This is a genomic window from Hyphomicrobium denitrificans 1NES1 (genome assembly GCF_000230975.2).
GTDB lineage: Bacteria > Pseudomonadota > Alphaproteobacteria > Rhizobiales > Hyphomicrobiaceae > Hyphomicrobium_B > Hyphomicrobium_B denitrificans_A.
The window spans coordinates 2,070,498-2,086,715 of record NC_021172.1 but is presented as its reverse complement, the minus strand read 5'-3'; the positions used below and the strand labels follow the sequence as shown (position 1 = coordinate 2,086,715).

Below are 16,218 nucleotides of genomic sequence, written 5' to 3'. Positions count from 1 at the left end.
GGCATTACTCGGCCGCTTCTTCGAAGCCACGGCGCGGCTCTTGCTCAGCGTCGGCATTGTCGGCCGCCGGAGCAGGTTGCGGTATCCGGTCGGCCCGTTTGCCTGTGAGGCGCGCGCGGAGCCGCTCCATCGTCAGGTAGATGACGGGTGTCGTGTAGAGGGTGAGAAGCTGGCTCAACAGAAGCCCGCCGACGATCGTGATGCCGAGCGGGTTCCTGAGCTCCGAGCCCGTGCCGCTTTCGACTGCCAAGGGTAGTGCACCGAGAAGCGCGGCAAGTGTCGTCATCATGATCGGACGGAAACGCAAAAGCGCGGCTTCCATGATCGACGCTTCGGGAGACAGGCCGCGCGCGCGTTCCGCATCAAGCGCGAAGTCGATCATCATGATAGCGTTCTTCTTGACGATACCCATCAAGAGAATGATGCCGATCAGCGCAACAAACGACAGGTCGTTCCCCGTCAGCTCGAGTGCCAGCGCCGCACCGATGCCCGCCGACGGTAGCGTCGTCAAAATCGTGAACGGATGGATCAGGCTCTCGTAGAGTACGCCGAGCACGATGTAGATCGTGACGATCGCCGCGAGAATGAGCCAGGGCTGGCCCTGCAGAGATTTCGAAAATTCCGCGGCGTCGCCGTAAAACGTGCCATTGACGGTCGCCGGAAGGTTGATCTCCTTCTTGGCGGTATCGATGGCCCGTAAGGCGTCGCTGAGGGAAGCGTTCGGACCAAGATTGAAGCTGAGCGTGGTCGCGGGGAATTGGTCCTGGTGACTGATGGCGAGCGGCGCGGTCTCGTAGGTCATCGAGGCAACCGAGGTCAGCAGAACCTGCGTTCCGGTCGTTCTCGAGGGAACATACAGACGGTTCAGTCGCGACGGGTCGCTGCGATATTCGGGCGCCGCCTCGAGCACCACGCGATACTGGTTCGCCTGTTCGTAGATGGTCGAGACTTGGCGCTGCCCGAAGGCATTGCTCAAGGCGTCGTTGATAGCCGCCATCGTAACGCCGAACCGGCCGGCGAGAACGCGATCGACCGTGATTTTAGCAATCAGGCCGCCGTCGACCTCTTCTGACGACACGTCGCGCAAATAAGGTGACGTCTTGAGCGCCTCCGCCAGCCGCTTCGACCATTCCGAGACCTCGGCGGCATCCGTGCTCACAAGCGTATACTGATAGCGCGCGCGGCTGCTCTGAGTGGAAATCTGCACGTCCTGCACGGGTTGGAAATGAACAGTCGTGCCGGCGACGGAACGCACCTCATGCTTGAGGCGCTGGATTACCTGCGTGACATTGGATTGGCGTTCGCTGCGCAGCTTCAGGAGAATCTTGAGATTGCCGACATTCTGCGTCGCGTTGAGCTGTCCGATGCCGACGATCGAGGCGACGCCCGACACATCCGGGTCGTGGGCAACAATCTTGGCAACGTCGTTTTGCAACCGTGACATTTCCGTAAACGAAATTTGCGGTCCGCCCTCGACAACGGCCGTAATCGCGCCGGTGTCCTGGTCCGGAAGGAAGCCCTTCGGCATGATGACGTAGAGCCAGATCGTGATGACGACCGTCAGCAACGCCACGAAAAGCGTTGCCGTCTGATGACGCAGCACGAATTCCAGCGAGCGCTTGTAGCCTTGGATCACGCGATCCATGAAGCCGGCGAACAGGTGGCCGAGCCGGGTACCGCCTTCGTCATGACTGCCGCCCTTGAGAAGCCGCGAGCACATCATCGGCGTCAGCGTCAGCGATACGACCGCTGAGACGACCACCGCGATCGTAAGCGTCAGCGCAAACTCGCGGAACATGCGTCCGACGAGTCCCGTCATGAACAACAGCGGAATGAACACCGCGATCAGCGATAGCGTCAGGGAGATGACCGTGAAGCCGATTTCGCGCGCGCCATCGAGCGCGGCCTTCATCGGCTTCTCGCCTTTTTCGAGATGGCGCACGACGTTCTCGATCATCACGATCGCGTCGTCGACGACGAAGCCGGTTCCGATCGTCAAAGCCATCAGCGATAGGTTGTCGACGCTGAAACCGCAGAAGTACATGACGCCGAACGTGGCGATGAGAGATACGGGAAGCGCGACACCGGCAATAATCGTGGCCCGGAGCGAACGCAGAAATAGCAGCACGACCATCACGACAAGCCCGACACTTAAAACGAGCGTGAACTGGACGTCGTGGACGGATGCGCGGATCGTGCCGGTGCGATCGCTGACGATTTGAAAATTGACGCCGGCAGGCATGCTGCGCTCGACGCGCGGCAGCTCGTTCTTGATGCGAGAAACCGTTTCGATGACGTTGGCGCCCGGTTGCCGCTGGATATCGACAATGACGGCGGGTTTGCCCTGGTACCAGCCACCGACGCGCGTATTTTCCAGGCCGTCGCTGACCTTCGCGACGTCTTTCACGCGCACTGGCGCATTGTTGCGATAGGCAACGATGATGTCATTATAGGCCTTGGCATCCGCGATCTGATCGTTCGCCGCGATGGTGAAGGACTGCTTGTCGCCATCGAGCGAGCCTTTCGGTCCGGCGACGTTGGCGGCGCTGATCGCGGCACTGAGATCGGCCATGCTGAGGCCATAGCTCGCCAGCCGCCGCACGTCCGCTTCGACGCGAACCGCCGGTTTGATGCCGCCTTCAATCGAGACATGGCCCACGCCCGACACCGAGCTCAAGCGCTGGGCCAGCAACGTATCGGCGAGGTCGGAGAGCGATCTGAGCGACAGCGTATTGGATGTCAGCGCAAGCGTGACGATCGGCGCATCGGCTGGGTTCACCTTCGAATAGACAGGCGGATAGGGCAGATTCTTCGGCAGCGTCGAGCCAGCGGCATTGATCGCGGCCTGCACGTCCTGCGCCGCCGCGTCAATGTCGCGATCAAGATTGAACTGCAGCGTAATGCGGCTCAATCCGAACGAACTCGTCGACGACATTGTCGACAGCGATTGGATCTGGCCGAACTGACGCTCAAGCGATGCGGTGACGAGAGTGGACATCGTCTCCGGGCTCGCGCCCGGAAGTTCGGTGGTGACCTCGACCGTTGGAAAATCGACCTGCGGAAGCGATGAGATCGGCAGCGAAAGGTAGCCGAGGATACCGCCGAGGATTGTCGCCAGCGCCAACAGCGATGTCGCGATGGGCCGCTCGATAAAGGGCCGCGAAACGCTCATGGCGATGTGCCGTTATCCTTGGTGGATCTATGATGCCGCCTGTCCTGTCGTGTATCGGGTTTGGTATTGTCCACCGTCCGCGTCGGATCGTTGTTTGAACCTGTGACGAACGGCACACCGGCCGCGGAGGCCGATGACTGCTGGCCCTCGTTGGCGACGTGTGCGGCTTTTCCGCCTTGGCGACGCTGCTGCTTTGCGGCTCCATCGGTGTCGGCTGGCGGTATCTTACCGTCGCTGACGGAGACGCTGGTTCCGTCCTTGAGGCGGCTGAAACCGCTGACCACGAGCGTATCGCCAGGCTTGACGCCCTCCGCGATGACAGCCTGCTTTTCATCCTGGCGGGAAATCTTGACCGGCCGCATCGAGACGGTTTTGTCGGGCTGGACGACATAGACATAGTCGCCGTCGGGGCCGCGTTGGATAGCCTCTGTCGGCGCTACGACGACATTCTTAAGCGTATCAACGAGGACGCGGACGTTCACGAATTGCCCGGGCCAAAGCTGACGCCTATCGTTCGGGAAGTTCGCCTTGAGACGGATCGTGCCGGTCTGCTGGTCGACCTGGTTGTCGATCACTTCGAGCAGGCCCGAATCGAGTTCGGTCTGACTGTCGGTTGAGAGCGCCTGAGCCGTAAGCTTGCCCGATGCGTCGGCCTTGGTCAGTGCCGGAAGGTCTTGTTGCGGCAATGTGAAGACAACGGAGATCGGTTGAATCTGGGTGATGACGACAATGCCGCCCGCGTCTCCGGCGTGGACAAGGTTGCCTTCATCGACCAGCCGGATGCCGGTGCGTCCATCGAACGGCGCCACGATCGTCGTATAGCCGAGGATCGCCGTGGCGTTCTCGATCGCGGCGCTATCGGATTTGATCTGCGCCTCTTGCTGCTGCGCCAAGGCCTTCTGCGTGTCGATCTGCTGTTGCGAGACGGCAAGAGTGCCAACTTTCTGGTAGCGCTCCAGATCCCGTTTCGTGTTGGCGAGCAACGCTTCATCGAGCGCCTTCTTCGCGACGGCCTGGTCGAGCTGGGCCTGATAGGTGACCGGATCAATCTTGGCGAGCACATCGCCGCGCTTGACGTCCTGGCCTTCCTTGAAGTTGACGCTGAGCAGAATGCCGTCGACCTGTGCCCGGACCGTCGCCATGTTCAGCGCCCGCACAGAGCCGACGCCTTCGAGGTAGACGGGCACATCTGCGGTCTCGGCGCTCTTGGCGATGACGGCGACGGGCCCTGCACCTCCGCCGTTTCGAGCCAAGCGTGATTTAGCGGTGCCCCCTGGCGTGCCGTTCTGCATCACGTAGTAGACGCCGCCGCCGATCGCGCCGATGACAAGAAGCGTAAAGATTGACCGCAGCAGTCTCATTCTTGCTCGTTTCCAGATTGATCGGCCTGCCGATACGAGACGCCCTCATATCCTATTGGGGCGAGGGGCAAACGCTTGGGCGTCGCCGGACCCTGAACCAGAAAACGCGGTTTCAAAGTAAATCCGTTGCGCAACCGGTGCAGACGCCGTTGCCTTAGCCATCTACGCGACGATCTTGCCACCGAAGCCGGGTGCTTCCGTGGGTAATATAGCCCCAGTTCGTTCGCCAAACGGCAAATAGAAGGCATTGGTGATGCAACCTTAAGGCGCGTCGCCTCGGTAAACGCCCGCCCGCCCGGTGCCAAGGTCGAGGTGGGGGAATTTCCGTTATCTCCGCTAACTATTTGAGCCTCCGGAAGGAATGCTGCCTCGTAGAAAGCCGACGTCTCAATGCTCCATGTGTCAAATCGTTAAGCCCGGCACCCTAAGATGGCACTTTCTGTCCAATCTGCCGAGGCCGGATGCTCAGCGTACTTCATGCCATTCAGCAGCCGGGCTTGACCCGCGTGCACCTCGACCAATTGGCGAGCCTAGCTCGTGCTACCCCCGCGGCGATGGCTGGCTATGCCGTAAATGTAGTGATCGCTGTCATTGCCTTTCACGGCCTCGTGCCCGGCGCCGAGCTTGCCGCCTGGGCAGCCATGTCGCTCGCCATATGCTCGTTCGTTGGCATTCGTTCCATCCGCCGCGGCTTCTTGAAGCGACAATCTCCAGCGCCCGGTCCGGAATCGCCGCTGCGTGACGCGAAATGCGCTTTGCTATTCGGGCTCCTCCTGGGCTTGCCCTGGGCGATCATGGCGTCGCGCTGGGCCGGGGTGCTTCACGGCGACAGCGAACTGATCCTGATGGCGCTGGCCGTGGGCATGGCGGCGAGCGGCAGCATTCTGCTGGCGCCGATACCCGCCGTTGCCGTGATCTATGCCACGACCATCCTTTTGCCCCTGGCGTTGAAGTGTATTTTCGTCCTCGGCCATCAATACGTGGTTCTCGGCGCGCTCGCCTTGAGCTTTCTTGTGTTCCTCTACGGTCTCATTGCAACGACGGGCCGCTTATTCCTTGAGCGACTCGAGGCCGTCGCCCGGTTGGAGGAGACGATCGCAGCCCTGAGTGAGGCGCGCGAAAAAACCGAACGTGTCGCGATGACGGATGGCTTGACGGGGATCGCCAATCGCCGCGCCTTCATGGCTCGGTTGAATGCGTTGAATAGCCGCTCATCAGCCACAATGGCCTACAGCATATTCTACATCGATCTCGATCGCTTCAAATCCGTCAATGATGCGCTCGGCCATGGCGTCGGCGATGCGCTTCTGAAAGCAGTCGCGGTGCGCATCGGAAACTTGGTGCGTCAAGAAGATCTCGTCGCCCGCCTCGGCGGCGATGAATTTGTAATCGTCGCGCAGAATATTTGCGAGCGAGCTTTCGCCAGTTCGCTTGCAGAACGTCTCGTAATGTCGCTTTCCGAGCCCTACAGCCTCGAAGGTCAGAAAGTGCAGATCGGCGCATGTGTCGGCGTAGCGCTTGCGTCCGAAAGCGGTGTCGGCGGCGAACAGCTGCTGAAGCAAGCCGATCTTGCCATGTTTGCCGCGAAGGGGGCAGGCCGTGGCATGTACTGCATCTTCGAAGCTGATATGCAGCGATCGGCCGAAGAACACCGCGTTCTTGAGCTTGGGCTTAGAGCCGCCCTCCTGAACGACGGCTTTGAGCTTTACTATCAGCCGATCCGCAATCTCGAAACGAACATGATTACGAGTTTCGAGTGCCAGGTTCGCTGGCGGCATCCTCTTCGCGGATTGCTCACGCCCGCCCAATTTCTTGCAACCGCGATCGATATCGGTATCGCGGAAGACATCGGCAATTGGGTCATCATGGAAGCATGCCGGCAAGCGGCCCAATGGCCGTCCGACGTTCCCGTCGGCATCAATATGTCATCGCTGCGAGTCGGATTCGGAAACATTGCGGCATCTGTCGAGAAGGCGTTGAAGGCGACAGGCTTTCCGGCACCTCGCCTTGAACTCGAAATCGAGGTCACGGAGGCAAGTCTGATGCATGCCGATCACGAGACCATCGAATCTCTCCGGCGCCTGAAGGATATCGGCGTATCGATAGCGCTCGACGATTTCGGAACGGGCTACTCATCGCTCGGCTACCTCGTCAAATTCCCGTTCAACCGGATCAAGATCGACAGGCTGTTCGTGAGCCAGCTCGGGCACTCGGCGCAAAGCGAACTGATCGTACGCTCGATCGCCGAACTCGCTAACCGGCTCAATTGCACCGTGGTCGCCGAAGGGATTGAAACGGACGAGCAGCGTCAACACTTGCTCGCGCTGAACGTATCGCATGGACAAGGGGCGCTTCTTGGTGCTCCGCTGTCGGCAGTCGAGACGGCCAGCCTGCTCGCGAGCGAAGCCACGGCGCTTGCACGAAGCGCCTGAGGTATCGCGCGGCGGGTCAGGCCGCGCCTTTCGGGACGAACTTCAGCGCCACGCCGTTCATGCAATAGCGCAGGCCGGTGGGTTTCGGACCATCGTTGAATACGTGTCCTAGATGGCCGCCGCATCGTCGGCAATGCACCTCCGTGCGCATCATGGAATACGTGTCGTCCTGCGCGGTCGCGATCGCGTTTTCCAACGGCTTCCAGAAACTCGGCCAACCCGTGCCGCTGTGGAATTTCGTGTCGGACGAATAAAGCGCCAAAGCACAGCCGGCGCAGACATACGTGCCCGCTGCGTCGTTCGCGTCAAGCGGCGACGATCCTGGACGCTCGGTTCCGTGTTTGCGAAGGACCTGGAACTGCTCGGGAGTGAGAATTTTCTTCCACTCTTCCTCCGTCTTCGTCACTTCGAATGTTTCAGGGGTCGTGTCGGCTTGACTGGGTTGGATGAGAGTAGAGGCGCCCTTCAGTCCGGCGAAGCCGCCGGCCAGGGCCAATCCCAGTTTTGAGAAATCACGGCGGGAGTACATGGCATTTTCCCTTGGTGGTCGCATTTATTGCGCCGCAGCGATTGGCGCGCTGGAAAAGGAGTACGTCGCCGAAGGGTACTTCGTTTCACCCCAGCCGAGCATCGTTCATAACAGATCGGCAATCTCGAGCCGCCGTTCGACGGTGATCTCCGTTGGGCTCAGCTTGCACCTATAGCACAGCATCTCGACGCCGGCAGCAGCCGCGGTTTGAAACGCTGTCGCGTATGCCGGATCGAGATCGCTCGCGAGTCTGAAGATTTCCGCATCGTCCCGCTGCACGAGAAACACCGTCACGGCGCGATGACCCTGAGCAACCATGGCCGCAAGTTCCCGCAAATGCTTGGCGCCTCGTTCGGTTTTGCAATCCGGAAATTCGGCGAGGCCCGCCTGCCGCATCAAATGCACGTTCTTGATCTCGACATAGCAGGGGCGTGGATCGTGCCCTCCGGAAAGCAAAAGATCGATGCGGCTATTCTCGCCGTATCGCACTTCGCGGCGCAGCGATTGATACCCCGCGAGTTCAGTGATCGTGCCTGCTTCGATCGCTTCCGCTACAAGCGCATTTGGTTTCCCGGTGTTAATGCCGACGAGGTGCGGGCCGGCTCCGAGATCGTTTTCGATCATTTCCCAGGTATGGCGGTATTTGCGCGTCGGGCTGTCGCTTTCCGAAAGCCAGACCGTCGATCCTGGCGTCGTCAGCCCAAGCATCGAGCCGGTATTGGGGCACGTGGCGGTCACTGTCACGCCCCCGGCGGTCAAAACGTCCGCGAGAAAACGCTTGTAGCGCTGAATGAGCTTTCCGGGTGTGAGGGGCGTTGCGAATTTCATGGCTCCGCATATCTGCTCAATGCTGCGCGAGAGCAAGTATTTCGAAGGGGGAAATGCAGTGCTATGACGGCAACGGGAATACATCGGACAGGAGCGGGCGTTGGGCGGCAAACGCATAGTAACTGCGGCGGTCTTGATTATCGGCGACGAAATTCTGTCCGGTCGCACCAAGGATCAGAACAGCAGCGTGATCGCCGAGCATCTGACGAACATCGGCATCCGGCTCAAAGAAGTACGCGTTGTCGCCGACGACGAGGCCGAGATCTGTGCCGCCGTAAATGCTCTCAAGGGACGTTATGACTACCTTTTCACGACCGGGGGCATTGGTCCGACGCATGACGACATCACCGCCGACAGTATCGCAAAAGCCTGTGGCGTTCCGATCGACGTCGACCCGCGTGCCGAAAAGCTGCTCGCGGAAAACTATTCGAGGCGCGGGCTTGCCTTGACGCCCGCCCGGCTCAGGATGGCGCGGATTCCGGCCGGTGCTTCGTTGATCGTCAATCCGCTGTCAGGAGCGCCAGGCTTTCGCATCGGCAATGTCATCGTGATGGCCGGAGTCCCGGAAATCATGCGGGCGATGCTCGAAGCAGTCACGCCCGATCTCGAAACCGGCGATAAGATGTTGTCCGTCACGATCGCCGTCGATCGTCCCGAAAGCGAGATTGCCGACATTTTTTCCGCGCATCAGCAACGCTATCGCGATGTGGCGATGGGGAGTTATCCGCGCTTGCGTGACGGTAAGCCGGTTGCCGACCTGGTATTGCGCTCGGCGGATGCCGTCCGGTTGACGGAAGCCGCGACGACTTTGAAAACAGCGCTTGGCTTGTGAACACAGCCGCCGCGTGCAAGGTCTGAACCGGCGAGACGGAGTGTCAGTTCAGGGAGAGACGGTCTCTGTCGTCCAGTTCGATCTTGAGCCGCGTCGCACGTTCCGGCTGCTCCACTTCAACGAAGAGCTCGTACTGACTGTCAAGTGCGTCGAGGAACGCCGATGTCATGTCGAGAAGCGGTCCGAGCGCAATACGCTTGGCGACCAGGAAACTGTCGTCGATCGTAAGATCGGCGGCGCCGCGAACGTTCGCGGCATCGGGTGCGATCAGACCGCGGCTCCGAATGTAGGACACGATATCGTCGCCGGTCTCAAAATCCTCGCCCCGCGCATCGCCGCACTCCGTCACGGCGTCGTGCAGGATCGCAGTTCCGGATGCAAAGAGGTTGCCGACTGCGCGAAAGCGATCGTCGACCTCGGCCAGCGACAACGCGTGCGTGCGCGCCTTTAAGACGCGCGCAATGAGCATCAATTCGAAGCTTCGGACATCCTCCGCTATCCGTCGTTGGCGCATCGGAAATTCGGAGGGCTCGCCCGGATCTTCTGCAAGCGCGCGCCAATCGTGACCGCGGGCGACAAGGTCTTCTCCGGCGGCCAGCGCGCTGTCGAGGTGATCGGCGAGGAGGTAGACGGACAACGGCGCCCGCGCGGCATATGCGGCATATTTAGACATGGCCCACTCCACGATCCCCAAACTTCGACAGGCGGAAAGTGGACTGATTCGCGCGTCATGGACCAGTGGCACCGCCGCCGGCTGTGCGCGTATGTGGAGGGATGAGGATAACGTGTGGACGTGCTTCGGCGATTGTGTCGAAGGCTCCGCAGAGTGTTGATGGCCGGTTGCTTTCGGAATTTAGCGGCCCGCTGCCCGACGCACGCGGAGCGCCTGATGCGGCATGCCGATAATTCTCGTCATTGCTTTTGCCGAGGCGAATGCATCACTGCCTTTGGGATCGGCGCCGATCCGCCGTGGCGGCGGCGCCTTGCGCGGTTTTTTCGGTAGGGTGCGGAGCTTGCGCCGCGCCTTTGATCGTCGCCGCAGCTTGCGGGATCGCGATTCCTTGATCCGCTGATCGAGTGGAGGCGTCTCCAGGCCGATCCTGCGAGCGCGCAGCATGGTGCCTCTCCGCCTGATCGTTGCCGGAATCGCCGAAGCAGCATCAGGCGCCCGCGTTGCTGGCTGAAGTGACGGCGCCGTATCGGCCACCATAGTAGCGGAAGTCGGAGGAAGCGTTGCCCTGACGTCAGGTGCCGCGAACGTCGGTGGAAGCGTTGCCCTGACGTCAGGTACCTCGAAAGTCGGAGGAAGCGTCGCCCTGACGTCAGGCGCTGCGATCACCGTCCGGCCGCGCGTGGCGACGGCCGCCTCAGCGGCAGGGACTAGTCTCGGCAACACAGCGGGCGGAGCTTCGTCGGCCTGTGGAGGAACTACGACCTGAACGGGCCGCGCAGGGGGTGGCGTAGTCGTCACGGGTGCAGCCGAGAAACGCGCAGGCTTGCGGGCCTCAATAGTTGGAGCTGTCCGTTCAGCCTCAGCCCTGGCAGACGGTTTCAGCAACGCTGCAGGATCTTCGCCGGTGCGCTTCATCCGGCGGAAAGTCCGGTCGAAGAAGCGGTATGCAAGACCGACGGCGATGACGAAGAGCAGAGCCCAAACGAGAACTTCCGGTTTCACGACAGTCCCCCCCGAGTACGCGACGCGGACAAGCTCTGCGAAACTCAAAAGGCCGTCAACAGTGAAACGCACCATACCCTTCGTAATGATGATTTACGCGGCGCGTTGCCCGCACGTTGATCGCAAAAAGAAAGGCGCGAGGGCGGAGGTTTTTGCGAAAACTCGGCTAGCTTCGCCAAGCCTGCACGTCGGACGTCAAATCGCGCCAATCCGGATTGTCGGTTTCGATCAGCGCGATTTTCGCGGAGCGCAAAAGCTTCTTTAGTTGTTTTTCTCGCGCGATGGCTTCCGGCATCGTGTCGAAATGTTCGTAATGAACGAGAATGTGCATGCCGTATCGCCGCGTGAAGCCGTCCGACAGATCCTGCTGATGAACGGACACGCGCGACGCGAGATCGCCGGTGACGCCGATGTAAAGTGTCCCATTCCGCTTGCTTGCAAGAATATAAACGGCCGGCTTGATGACGCGCATCTACGCCCCCTTCGTCATCCTCGCGCAAGTGAGCATCGCGAACGACGCGCGGGGATCCAGCGCAAAACTCGCCGAAGGTGCAAAAACAAACAAGGCGCTTCGAGGGAAGCGCCTTGCGGGAAGTGCGGACGGCTGCGCCGAGTCTGACGCTGGATCCCCGAACGCGCATCGCTGCGCTCACGCGTTCGAGGATGACGCACTATTGTGCTGAGCAGACTCAACTCTGTAGGCTACTCCGCACTTCTCCCGAAGAAGCTTGTTCAAGGCAAAGAGCACAGAATCGCACCTGGCCAATTCCAGATTGGTTGCGGACATTAGTGCCTCAGCAAGACCATTGACCTCAATCATCTTAGGCCGTACGCGATCAAGATCTTTTCCACGAATAGCGTGGCTGAGCTGTTGCCCCTGTTCGTCAATAGCCGTTGCTACTGCTCCGATACTTTCTTCAAGTTTGGCTCTCGATTGATTGAATGCATTGATCGCGGATAGCAAAGCGCCGTGGCAATTATCAATGTTCATCAGTTCGTTGAAAATGACGTCATTTTTTAATGAAAGCACTAATGCCATTTCTTCACTAGAAAAGCTTATTGGCTCCGGAGTGTTCGCCACGCTTACAAAAATTTGCCAAGGTTCCCCCTCGAACCCATCGGCGTCTGCCTTGGACTTGGACTCATCAAAATGTCTCTTAATTCCATTCGTGATAGAATGGATCTTTACAAGTTTGAACGTCAATGCATTGGCGAGAGCTTCTGTTCGGTTCTTGCGTTCAGGTTTCTCGCAAAAGCCGCGCGTCCTTCAACGCAACGAGTTGAATGCAGAAAGCAATTCCCCCGCCGACAACTGCTCCGACAATCGTCGACCAAAACTCGGTAGAGTTGAAAACGCTTGTTAAAAGCTCTCGCATCGCATTTCAGCACACAAGTGCTTCTCCTCAGCTGCACCCGCTCGTGCTGCCGCACGTGTCGCACTTCAGGCAGGTGCCGTTGCGGACCATCGTGAAGTTGTAGCACTCGGTGCAGGCGACGCCTTCGTAGCCGCGGAGCTTGGCTTCTGTTGCACGCTGCTTGAAGAGCTCGGACTTGCTCATCGGAGCGGCCGTCGCCGCAGCGGGCGCGCCGCGCATCTCGACCGGATGCTCACCAAACGCCAGCGCGTTGGCGCCGTGCGTCAGCGTCGAGTCGATTGAGCGCGCGCCGATATCGAGGCTCGCAGTCGTAACGCTGGCGGACGTCTCGGTAATCGACGTCTTGCCCGCTGAGCGCGCCGCGATGCGGACGACCGAGGCACCGCGCACGAGACCCTTCGAAACGACCTTCGACACGCTTTCCGAAAGATCGAGCGCCAACTGCTCGTCCGTCTGATTGTCGCTTGAGCCAAGGCCCGTTCCGCCGACGATCTCGCGCGGATCGACGTGCGCCAGGTCGTGACGGCCGAGATACGACACGGCGAGCTCGCGGAAGATGTAGTCGAGGATCGACGTCGCGTTCTTGATCGTCTCGTTGCCCTGCACGAGGCCTGCCGGTTCGAAGCGCGTGAACGTGAAGGCTTCGACGTATTCCTCAAGCGGCACGCCGTACTGCAGACCGAGCGATATGCCAATCGCGAAGTTGTTCATCAGCGAGCGGAAGGCGGCGCCTTCCTTGTGCATGTCGATGAAGATTTCGCCGAGGCGCCCATCGTCGTATTCGCCGGTGTGCAGGTAGACCTTGTGGCCGCCGACCGTCGCCTTTTGCGTGTAGCTCTTGCGGCGGCTCGGAAGTTTCTCGCGCTCCTTCTTCTTCTCCTTCTCGACGTAGACGACGCGCTCGACGATTTTCTCGATGATCTTTTCCGAAATGATCGCCGCACGCGCAGCAACCGGCTGCGTCATCAGGGCGTCCGCAGCATCGGCTGCGTCGTCTTCGTCGTCGCCCAGAACCTGGCTGTTCAAGGGCTGCGACAGCTTCGAGCCGTCGCGATAGAGCGCATTGGCCTTGAGCGCCAGTTTCCACGACAGCATGTAGGACTGCTTGCAGTCCTCGACGGTCGCGTCGTTCGGCATGTTGATCGTTTTCGAGATCGCGCCCGAGATGAACGGCTGCGATGCCGCCATCATGCGGATGTGGCTCTCGACCGAGAGATAACGCTTGCCCTTGCGTCCGCAGGGGTTTGCGCAATCGAATACCGGCAGATGCGCGGCCCTGAGATGCGGCGCGCCTTCGAGCGTCATCGCTCCGCAGACGTGCTCGTTGGCGGCTTCAACATCCTTCTTCGAAAAACCGAGGTGCGCGAAAATATCGAACGACGGGTCATTGAGCTTTTCTGCCGGAACGCCGAGCGTCTCGGTCAGGAACTGGTCGCCGAGCGTCCAGCGGTTGAACACGAACTTGATGTCGAAGGCAGTCGCGAGGCCCTTCTCGATCTTCGCCAGCGCGTCGTCGGTGAAGCCCTTGGCCTTGAGGGTTGCCGTGTTGATCGCCGGCGCCTGCGCCAACGAGCCGTGACCGACGGCATAGGCCTCGATCTCCGCGATCTCGCTCTCGCGATAGCCGAGTGCGCGCAGCGCTTCCGGCACGGACTGGTTGATGATCTTGAAGTAGCCGCCGCCCGCGAGCTTCTTGAACTTGACGAGCGCGAAATCGGGCTCGATGCCCGTCGTATCGCAGTCCATCACGAGGCCGATCGTGCCGGTCGGCGCGACGACGGTCGCCTGCGCGTTGCGATAGCCGTGATTTTCGCCGAGTTCGAGCGCCTGGTCCCAGGCCCGCTTCGCCGCTTCGCCGAGGCGGCGATCCTTGAGCGAGGCGTGATCGAGCGGCACGGGCGCGGTCGCGAGCTTCTCGAAGCCTTCCGCTTCGCCGTGCGCGGCGCGGCGATGATTGCGCATGACACGCAGCATATCTGCCGAGTTCGGTTCATAGCCGGGGAATGCGCCAAGCTCGGCCGCCATCTCGGCGCTCGTGGCGTATGAGACACCCGTCATGATCGCGGAAATCGCGCCGCAGATGGCGCGGCCTTCGTCCGAGTCGTAAGGAATGCCGGCCGACATCAGCAGGCCGCCGATGTTCGCGAAGCCGAGGCCCAACGTCCGGTAACGATAGCTAAGCTCGGCGATACGGCGCGACGGGAATTGCGCCATGAGCACCGAGATTTCGAGCACGATGGTCCACAGCCGGCAGCCGTGCTCGTAGGATTCGATGTCGAACGACTTATCCTCGCGGCGGAAGCGCAGGAGGTTCAGCGACGCGAGATTGCACGCCGTGTCGTCGAGGAACATGTATTCCGAGCACGGGTTGGACGCGCGGATCGGTCCCGACTGCGGGCAGGTGTGCCAGTCGTTGATCGTCGTGTGGAACTGGATGCCGGGATCGGCCGAAGCCCAGGCCGCGTAGCCGATCTGTTCCCAGAGATCGCGCGCCTTGATCGTCTTGGTGACTTTGCCGCCAAGCCGCGAAAGAAGGTTCCAGCCCCTGTCTTGCGCGACCGCGTTCAGAAATTCATCGGTGACGCGCACCGAATTGTTCGAGTTCTGGCCCGCAACCGTCAGATAGGCTTCGCTGTCCCAGTCGGTATCGTAGGTGTCGAACTGGATGTCATTGTATCCCTGCCGCGCGAACTGGATGACGCGCAGGATGTAGTTCTGCGGTACGCCGTCGCGCTTGGCTTCGCGGATGGCCTGCTTGAGCTTCGGGTTCTTCAGCGGGTCGAAGCAGGCTTCACCTTCCGCCTCGCAATTGACGCACGCTTTCATCACGGCCTTCAGCCGCTTCTGGCAGATCTTCGAGCCGGTGACGAGAGCGGCGACCTTCTGCTCCTCGCGCACCTTCCAGGTGATGTATTCTTCGATGTCCGGATGATCGACATCGACGACGACCATCTTCGCGGCGCGGCGAGTCGTGCCGCCTGATTTGATTGCCCCTGCAGCCCGGTCGCCGATTTTCAAGAAGCTCATCAATCCCGACGAGCGGCCGCCGCCCGAAAGCTTCTCGTTGGCGCCGCGGAGCGAGGAGAAGTTCGAGCCGGTGCCTGACCCGTATTTGAAGAGGCGCGCCTCACGGACCCAGAGGTCCATGATGCCGCCGTCGCCGACGAGGTCATCGGCAACCGATTGGATGAAGCAGGCGTGCGGCTGCGGATGCTCGTACGCCGAGGTCGAGTGCACGAGTTCACCGGTCTGGAAATCGACGTACATGTGGCCTTGCCCGGGCCCGTCGATGCCATAGGCCCAGTGCAGGCCGGTGTTGAACCACTGCGGCGAGTTCGGCGCCGCCATCTGCATTGCGAGCATGTAGCGGATTTCATCGAAGAACGCCTGTGCGTCTTCCTCCGATGAGAAATAGCCGCCCTTCCAGCCCCAGTAGGTCCAGGTGCCGGCAAGGCGATCGAAAACCTGGCGCGCGTCGGTTTCGCCGCCGAAGCGCTCGGCTTGCGGCAGATCCTGCAGCGCGGCGTCGTCCGGGGTGGAGCGCCACAGCCACGAGGGGACTTGCGTTTCTTCACATCGCTTCAGGCGGCGGGCGACGCCGGCCTTGCGGAAATATTTCTGCGCCAGGATGTCGGCCGCGACCTGACTGAAATGCTCTGGGACATCGAAGCCTTTGAGACTGAAGACGACGGAGCCGTCTGGGTTCTTGATCTCGGACGTCGCACGCCGGAACTGGATCGAGGCATAAGGAGAGAGGCCGGCTTCGGTGAAACGCCGCGTGATCTTCATTGGATAGAACCCCCTGCATGGCATGCGGGGCGTACGTAAGCGAGACGAGTTCGAACGCCGTATGTTGTCTGATCGCCGAACCGCCGGATCTATGGATCCGGGCGGAACTGCGCATGGAAATGCGAACGCCGACTAAAACTTCATTACACTTTGGACACACTCTCCCCGCGCCCGCGACGACGGCTGCAAAACCGCTTCACGCCGGCGTTTGCCGACCCCAAAAC

General features: G+C 60.6%; 11 protein-coding genes. 2 read left to right on the top strand and 9 right to left on the bottom strand.

Annotated elements, in window-relative coordinates:
- Positions 1-4 precede the first annotated feature (4 nt).
- The gene (locus HYPDE_RS10010; protein WP_015598323.1) at positions 5-3,172 is read right to left on the bottom strand and encodes an efflux RND transporter permease subunit; all 3,168 of its coding nucleotides are present in this window, start codon (positions 3,170-3,172) and stop codon (positions 5-7) included.
- Complete coding sequence (locus HYPDE_RS10005; protein ID WP_015598322.1) at positions 3,169-4,533, bottom strand: efflux RND transporter periplasmic adaptor subunit; 1,365 nt, start codon at positions 4,531-4,533, stop codon at positions 3,169-3,171. The genes HYPDE_RS10010 and HYPDE_RS10005 overlap by 4 nt, the downstream gene beginning before the upstream one ends.
- Before the next feature lie 461 nt (positions 4,534-4,994).
- Here HYPDE_RS10005 and HYPDE_RS10000 point away from each other — a divergent pair, with 461 nt between their 5' ends.
- Complete coding sequence (locus HYPDE_RS10000) at positions 4,995-6,965, top strand: putative bifunctional diguanylate cyclase/phosphodiesterase (RefSeq protein WP_015598321.1); 1,971 nt, start codon at positions 4,995-4,997, stop codon at positions 6,963-6,965.
- 16 nt (positions 6,966-6,981) lie between these two features.
- Here HYPDE_RS10000 and msrB read toward each other — a convergent pair whose 3' ends face one another.
- Together msrB and sfsA are read right to left on the bottom strand one after the other, a co-directional pair.
- Positions 6,982-7,494 (bottom strand): peptide-methionine (R)-S-oxide reductase MsrB, encoded by a 513-nt coding sequence (gene msrB / locus HYPDE_RS09995; protein ID WP_041320308.1) that lies wholly within the window; start codon positions 7,492-7,494, stop codon positions 6,982-6,984.
- Positions 7,495-7,599: 105 nt separating this feature from the next.
- A complete protein-coding gene (gene sfsA, locus HYPDE_RS09990) occupies positions 7,600-8,322 on the bottom strand; it encodes a DNA/RNA nuclease SfsA (RefSeq protein ID WP_015598319.1) in 723 nt (240 codons plus the stop codon).
- 100 nt (positions 8,323-8,422) lie between these two features.
- Between sfsA and HYPDE_RS09985 the strand changes: the two genes are divergently transcribed.
- Positions 8,423-9,154 carry a competence/damage-inducible protein A gene (locus HYPDE_RS09985; RefSeq protein WP_015598318.1) on the top strand — a complete coding sequence of 244 codons (732 nt, stop codon included), beginning with the start codon at positions 8,423-8,425 and terminating at the stop codon, positions 9,152-9,154.
- 43 nt (positions 9,155-9,197) lie between these two features.
- Here the strand turns inward: HYPDE_RS09985 and HYPDE_RS09980 are convergent, their stop codons facing one another.
- The 5 genes from HYPDE_RS09980 to HYPDE_RS09955 form a co-directional block, all read right to left on the bottom strand.
- Complete coding sequence (locus HYPDE_RS09980; RefSeq protein WP_015598317.1) at positions 9,198-9,827, bottom strand: hypothetical protein; 630 nt, start codon at positions 9,825-9,827, stop codon at positions 9,198-9,200.
- Positions 9,828-10,007: 180 nt separating this feature from the next.
- A complete protein-coding gene (locus HYPDE_RS09975; protein ID WP_015598316.1) occupies positions 10,008-10,904 on the bottom strand; it encodes a hypothetical protein in 897 nt (298 codons plus the stop codon).
- Positions 10,905-10,995: 91 nt separating this feature from the next.
- The gene (locus tag HYPDE_RS09970) at positions 10,996-11,301 is read right to left on the bottom strand and encodes a GIY-YIG nuclease family protein (protein ID WP_015598315.1); all 306 of its coding nucleotides are present in this window, start codon (positions 11,299-11,301) and stop codon (positions 10,996-10,998) included.
- Positions 11,302-11,478: 177 nt separating this feature from the next.
- The gene (locus tag HYPDE_RS09960; RefSeq protein ID WP_015598313.1) at positions 11,479-12,033 is read right to left on the bottom strand and encodes a hypothetical protein; all 555 of its coding nucleotides are present in this window, start codon (positions 12,031-12,033) and stop codon (positions 11,479-11,481) included.
- 199 nt (positions 12,034-12,232) lie between these two features.
- On the bottom strand, positions 12,233-15,994 hold the full coding sequence (locus tag HYPDE_RS09955) for a vitamin B12-dependent ribonucleotide reductase (RefSeq protein WP_015598312.1): 3,762 nt from the start codon (positions 15,992-15,994) through the stop codon (positions 12,233-12,235).
- Between the last annotated feature and the right edge of the window lie 224 nt (positions 15,995-16,218).

Bases quoted from the DNA above. Each gene is read 5' to 3' on its own strand.
- HYPDE_RS10010 (WP_015598323.1), bottom strand. From the start codon at position 3,172: ATGAGCGTTTCGCGGCCCTTTATCGAGCGGCCCATCGCGACATCGCTG.
- HYPDE_RS10005 (WP_015598322.1), bottom strand. From the start codon at position 4,533: ATGAGACTGCTGCGGTCAATCTTTACGCTTCTTGTCATCGGCGCGATC.
- HYPDE_RS10000 (WP_015598321.1), top strand. From the start codon at position 4,995: ATGCTCAGCGTACTTCATGCCATTCAGCAGCCGGGCTTGACCCGCGTG.
- msrB (WP_041320308.1), bottom strand. From the start codon at position 7,494: ATGTACTCCCGCCGTGATTTCTCAAAACTGGGATTGGCCCTGGCCGGC.
- sfsA (WP_015598319.1), bottom strand. From the start codon at position 8,322: ATGAAATTCGCAACGCCCCTCACACCCGGAAAGCTCATTCAGCGCTAC.
- HYPDE_RS09980 (WP_015598317.1), bottom strand. From the start codon at position 9,827: ATGTCTAAATATGCCGCATATGCCGCGCGGGCGCCGTTGTCCGTCTAC.
- HYPDE_RS09975 (WP_015598316.1), bottom strand. From the start codon at position 10,904: ATGGTGCGTTTCACTGTTGACGGCCTTTTGAGTTTCGCAGAGCTTGTC.
- HYPDE_RS09970 (WP_015598315.1), bottom strand. From the start codon at position 11,301: ATGCGCGTCATCAAGCCGGCCGTTTATATTCTTGCAAGCAAGCGGAAT.
- HYPDE_RS09955 (WP_015598312.1), bottom strand. From the start codon at position 15,994: ATGAAGATCACGCGGCGTTTCACCGAAGCCGGCCTCTCTCCTTATGCC.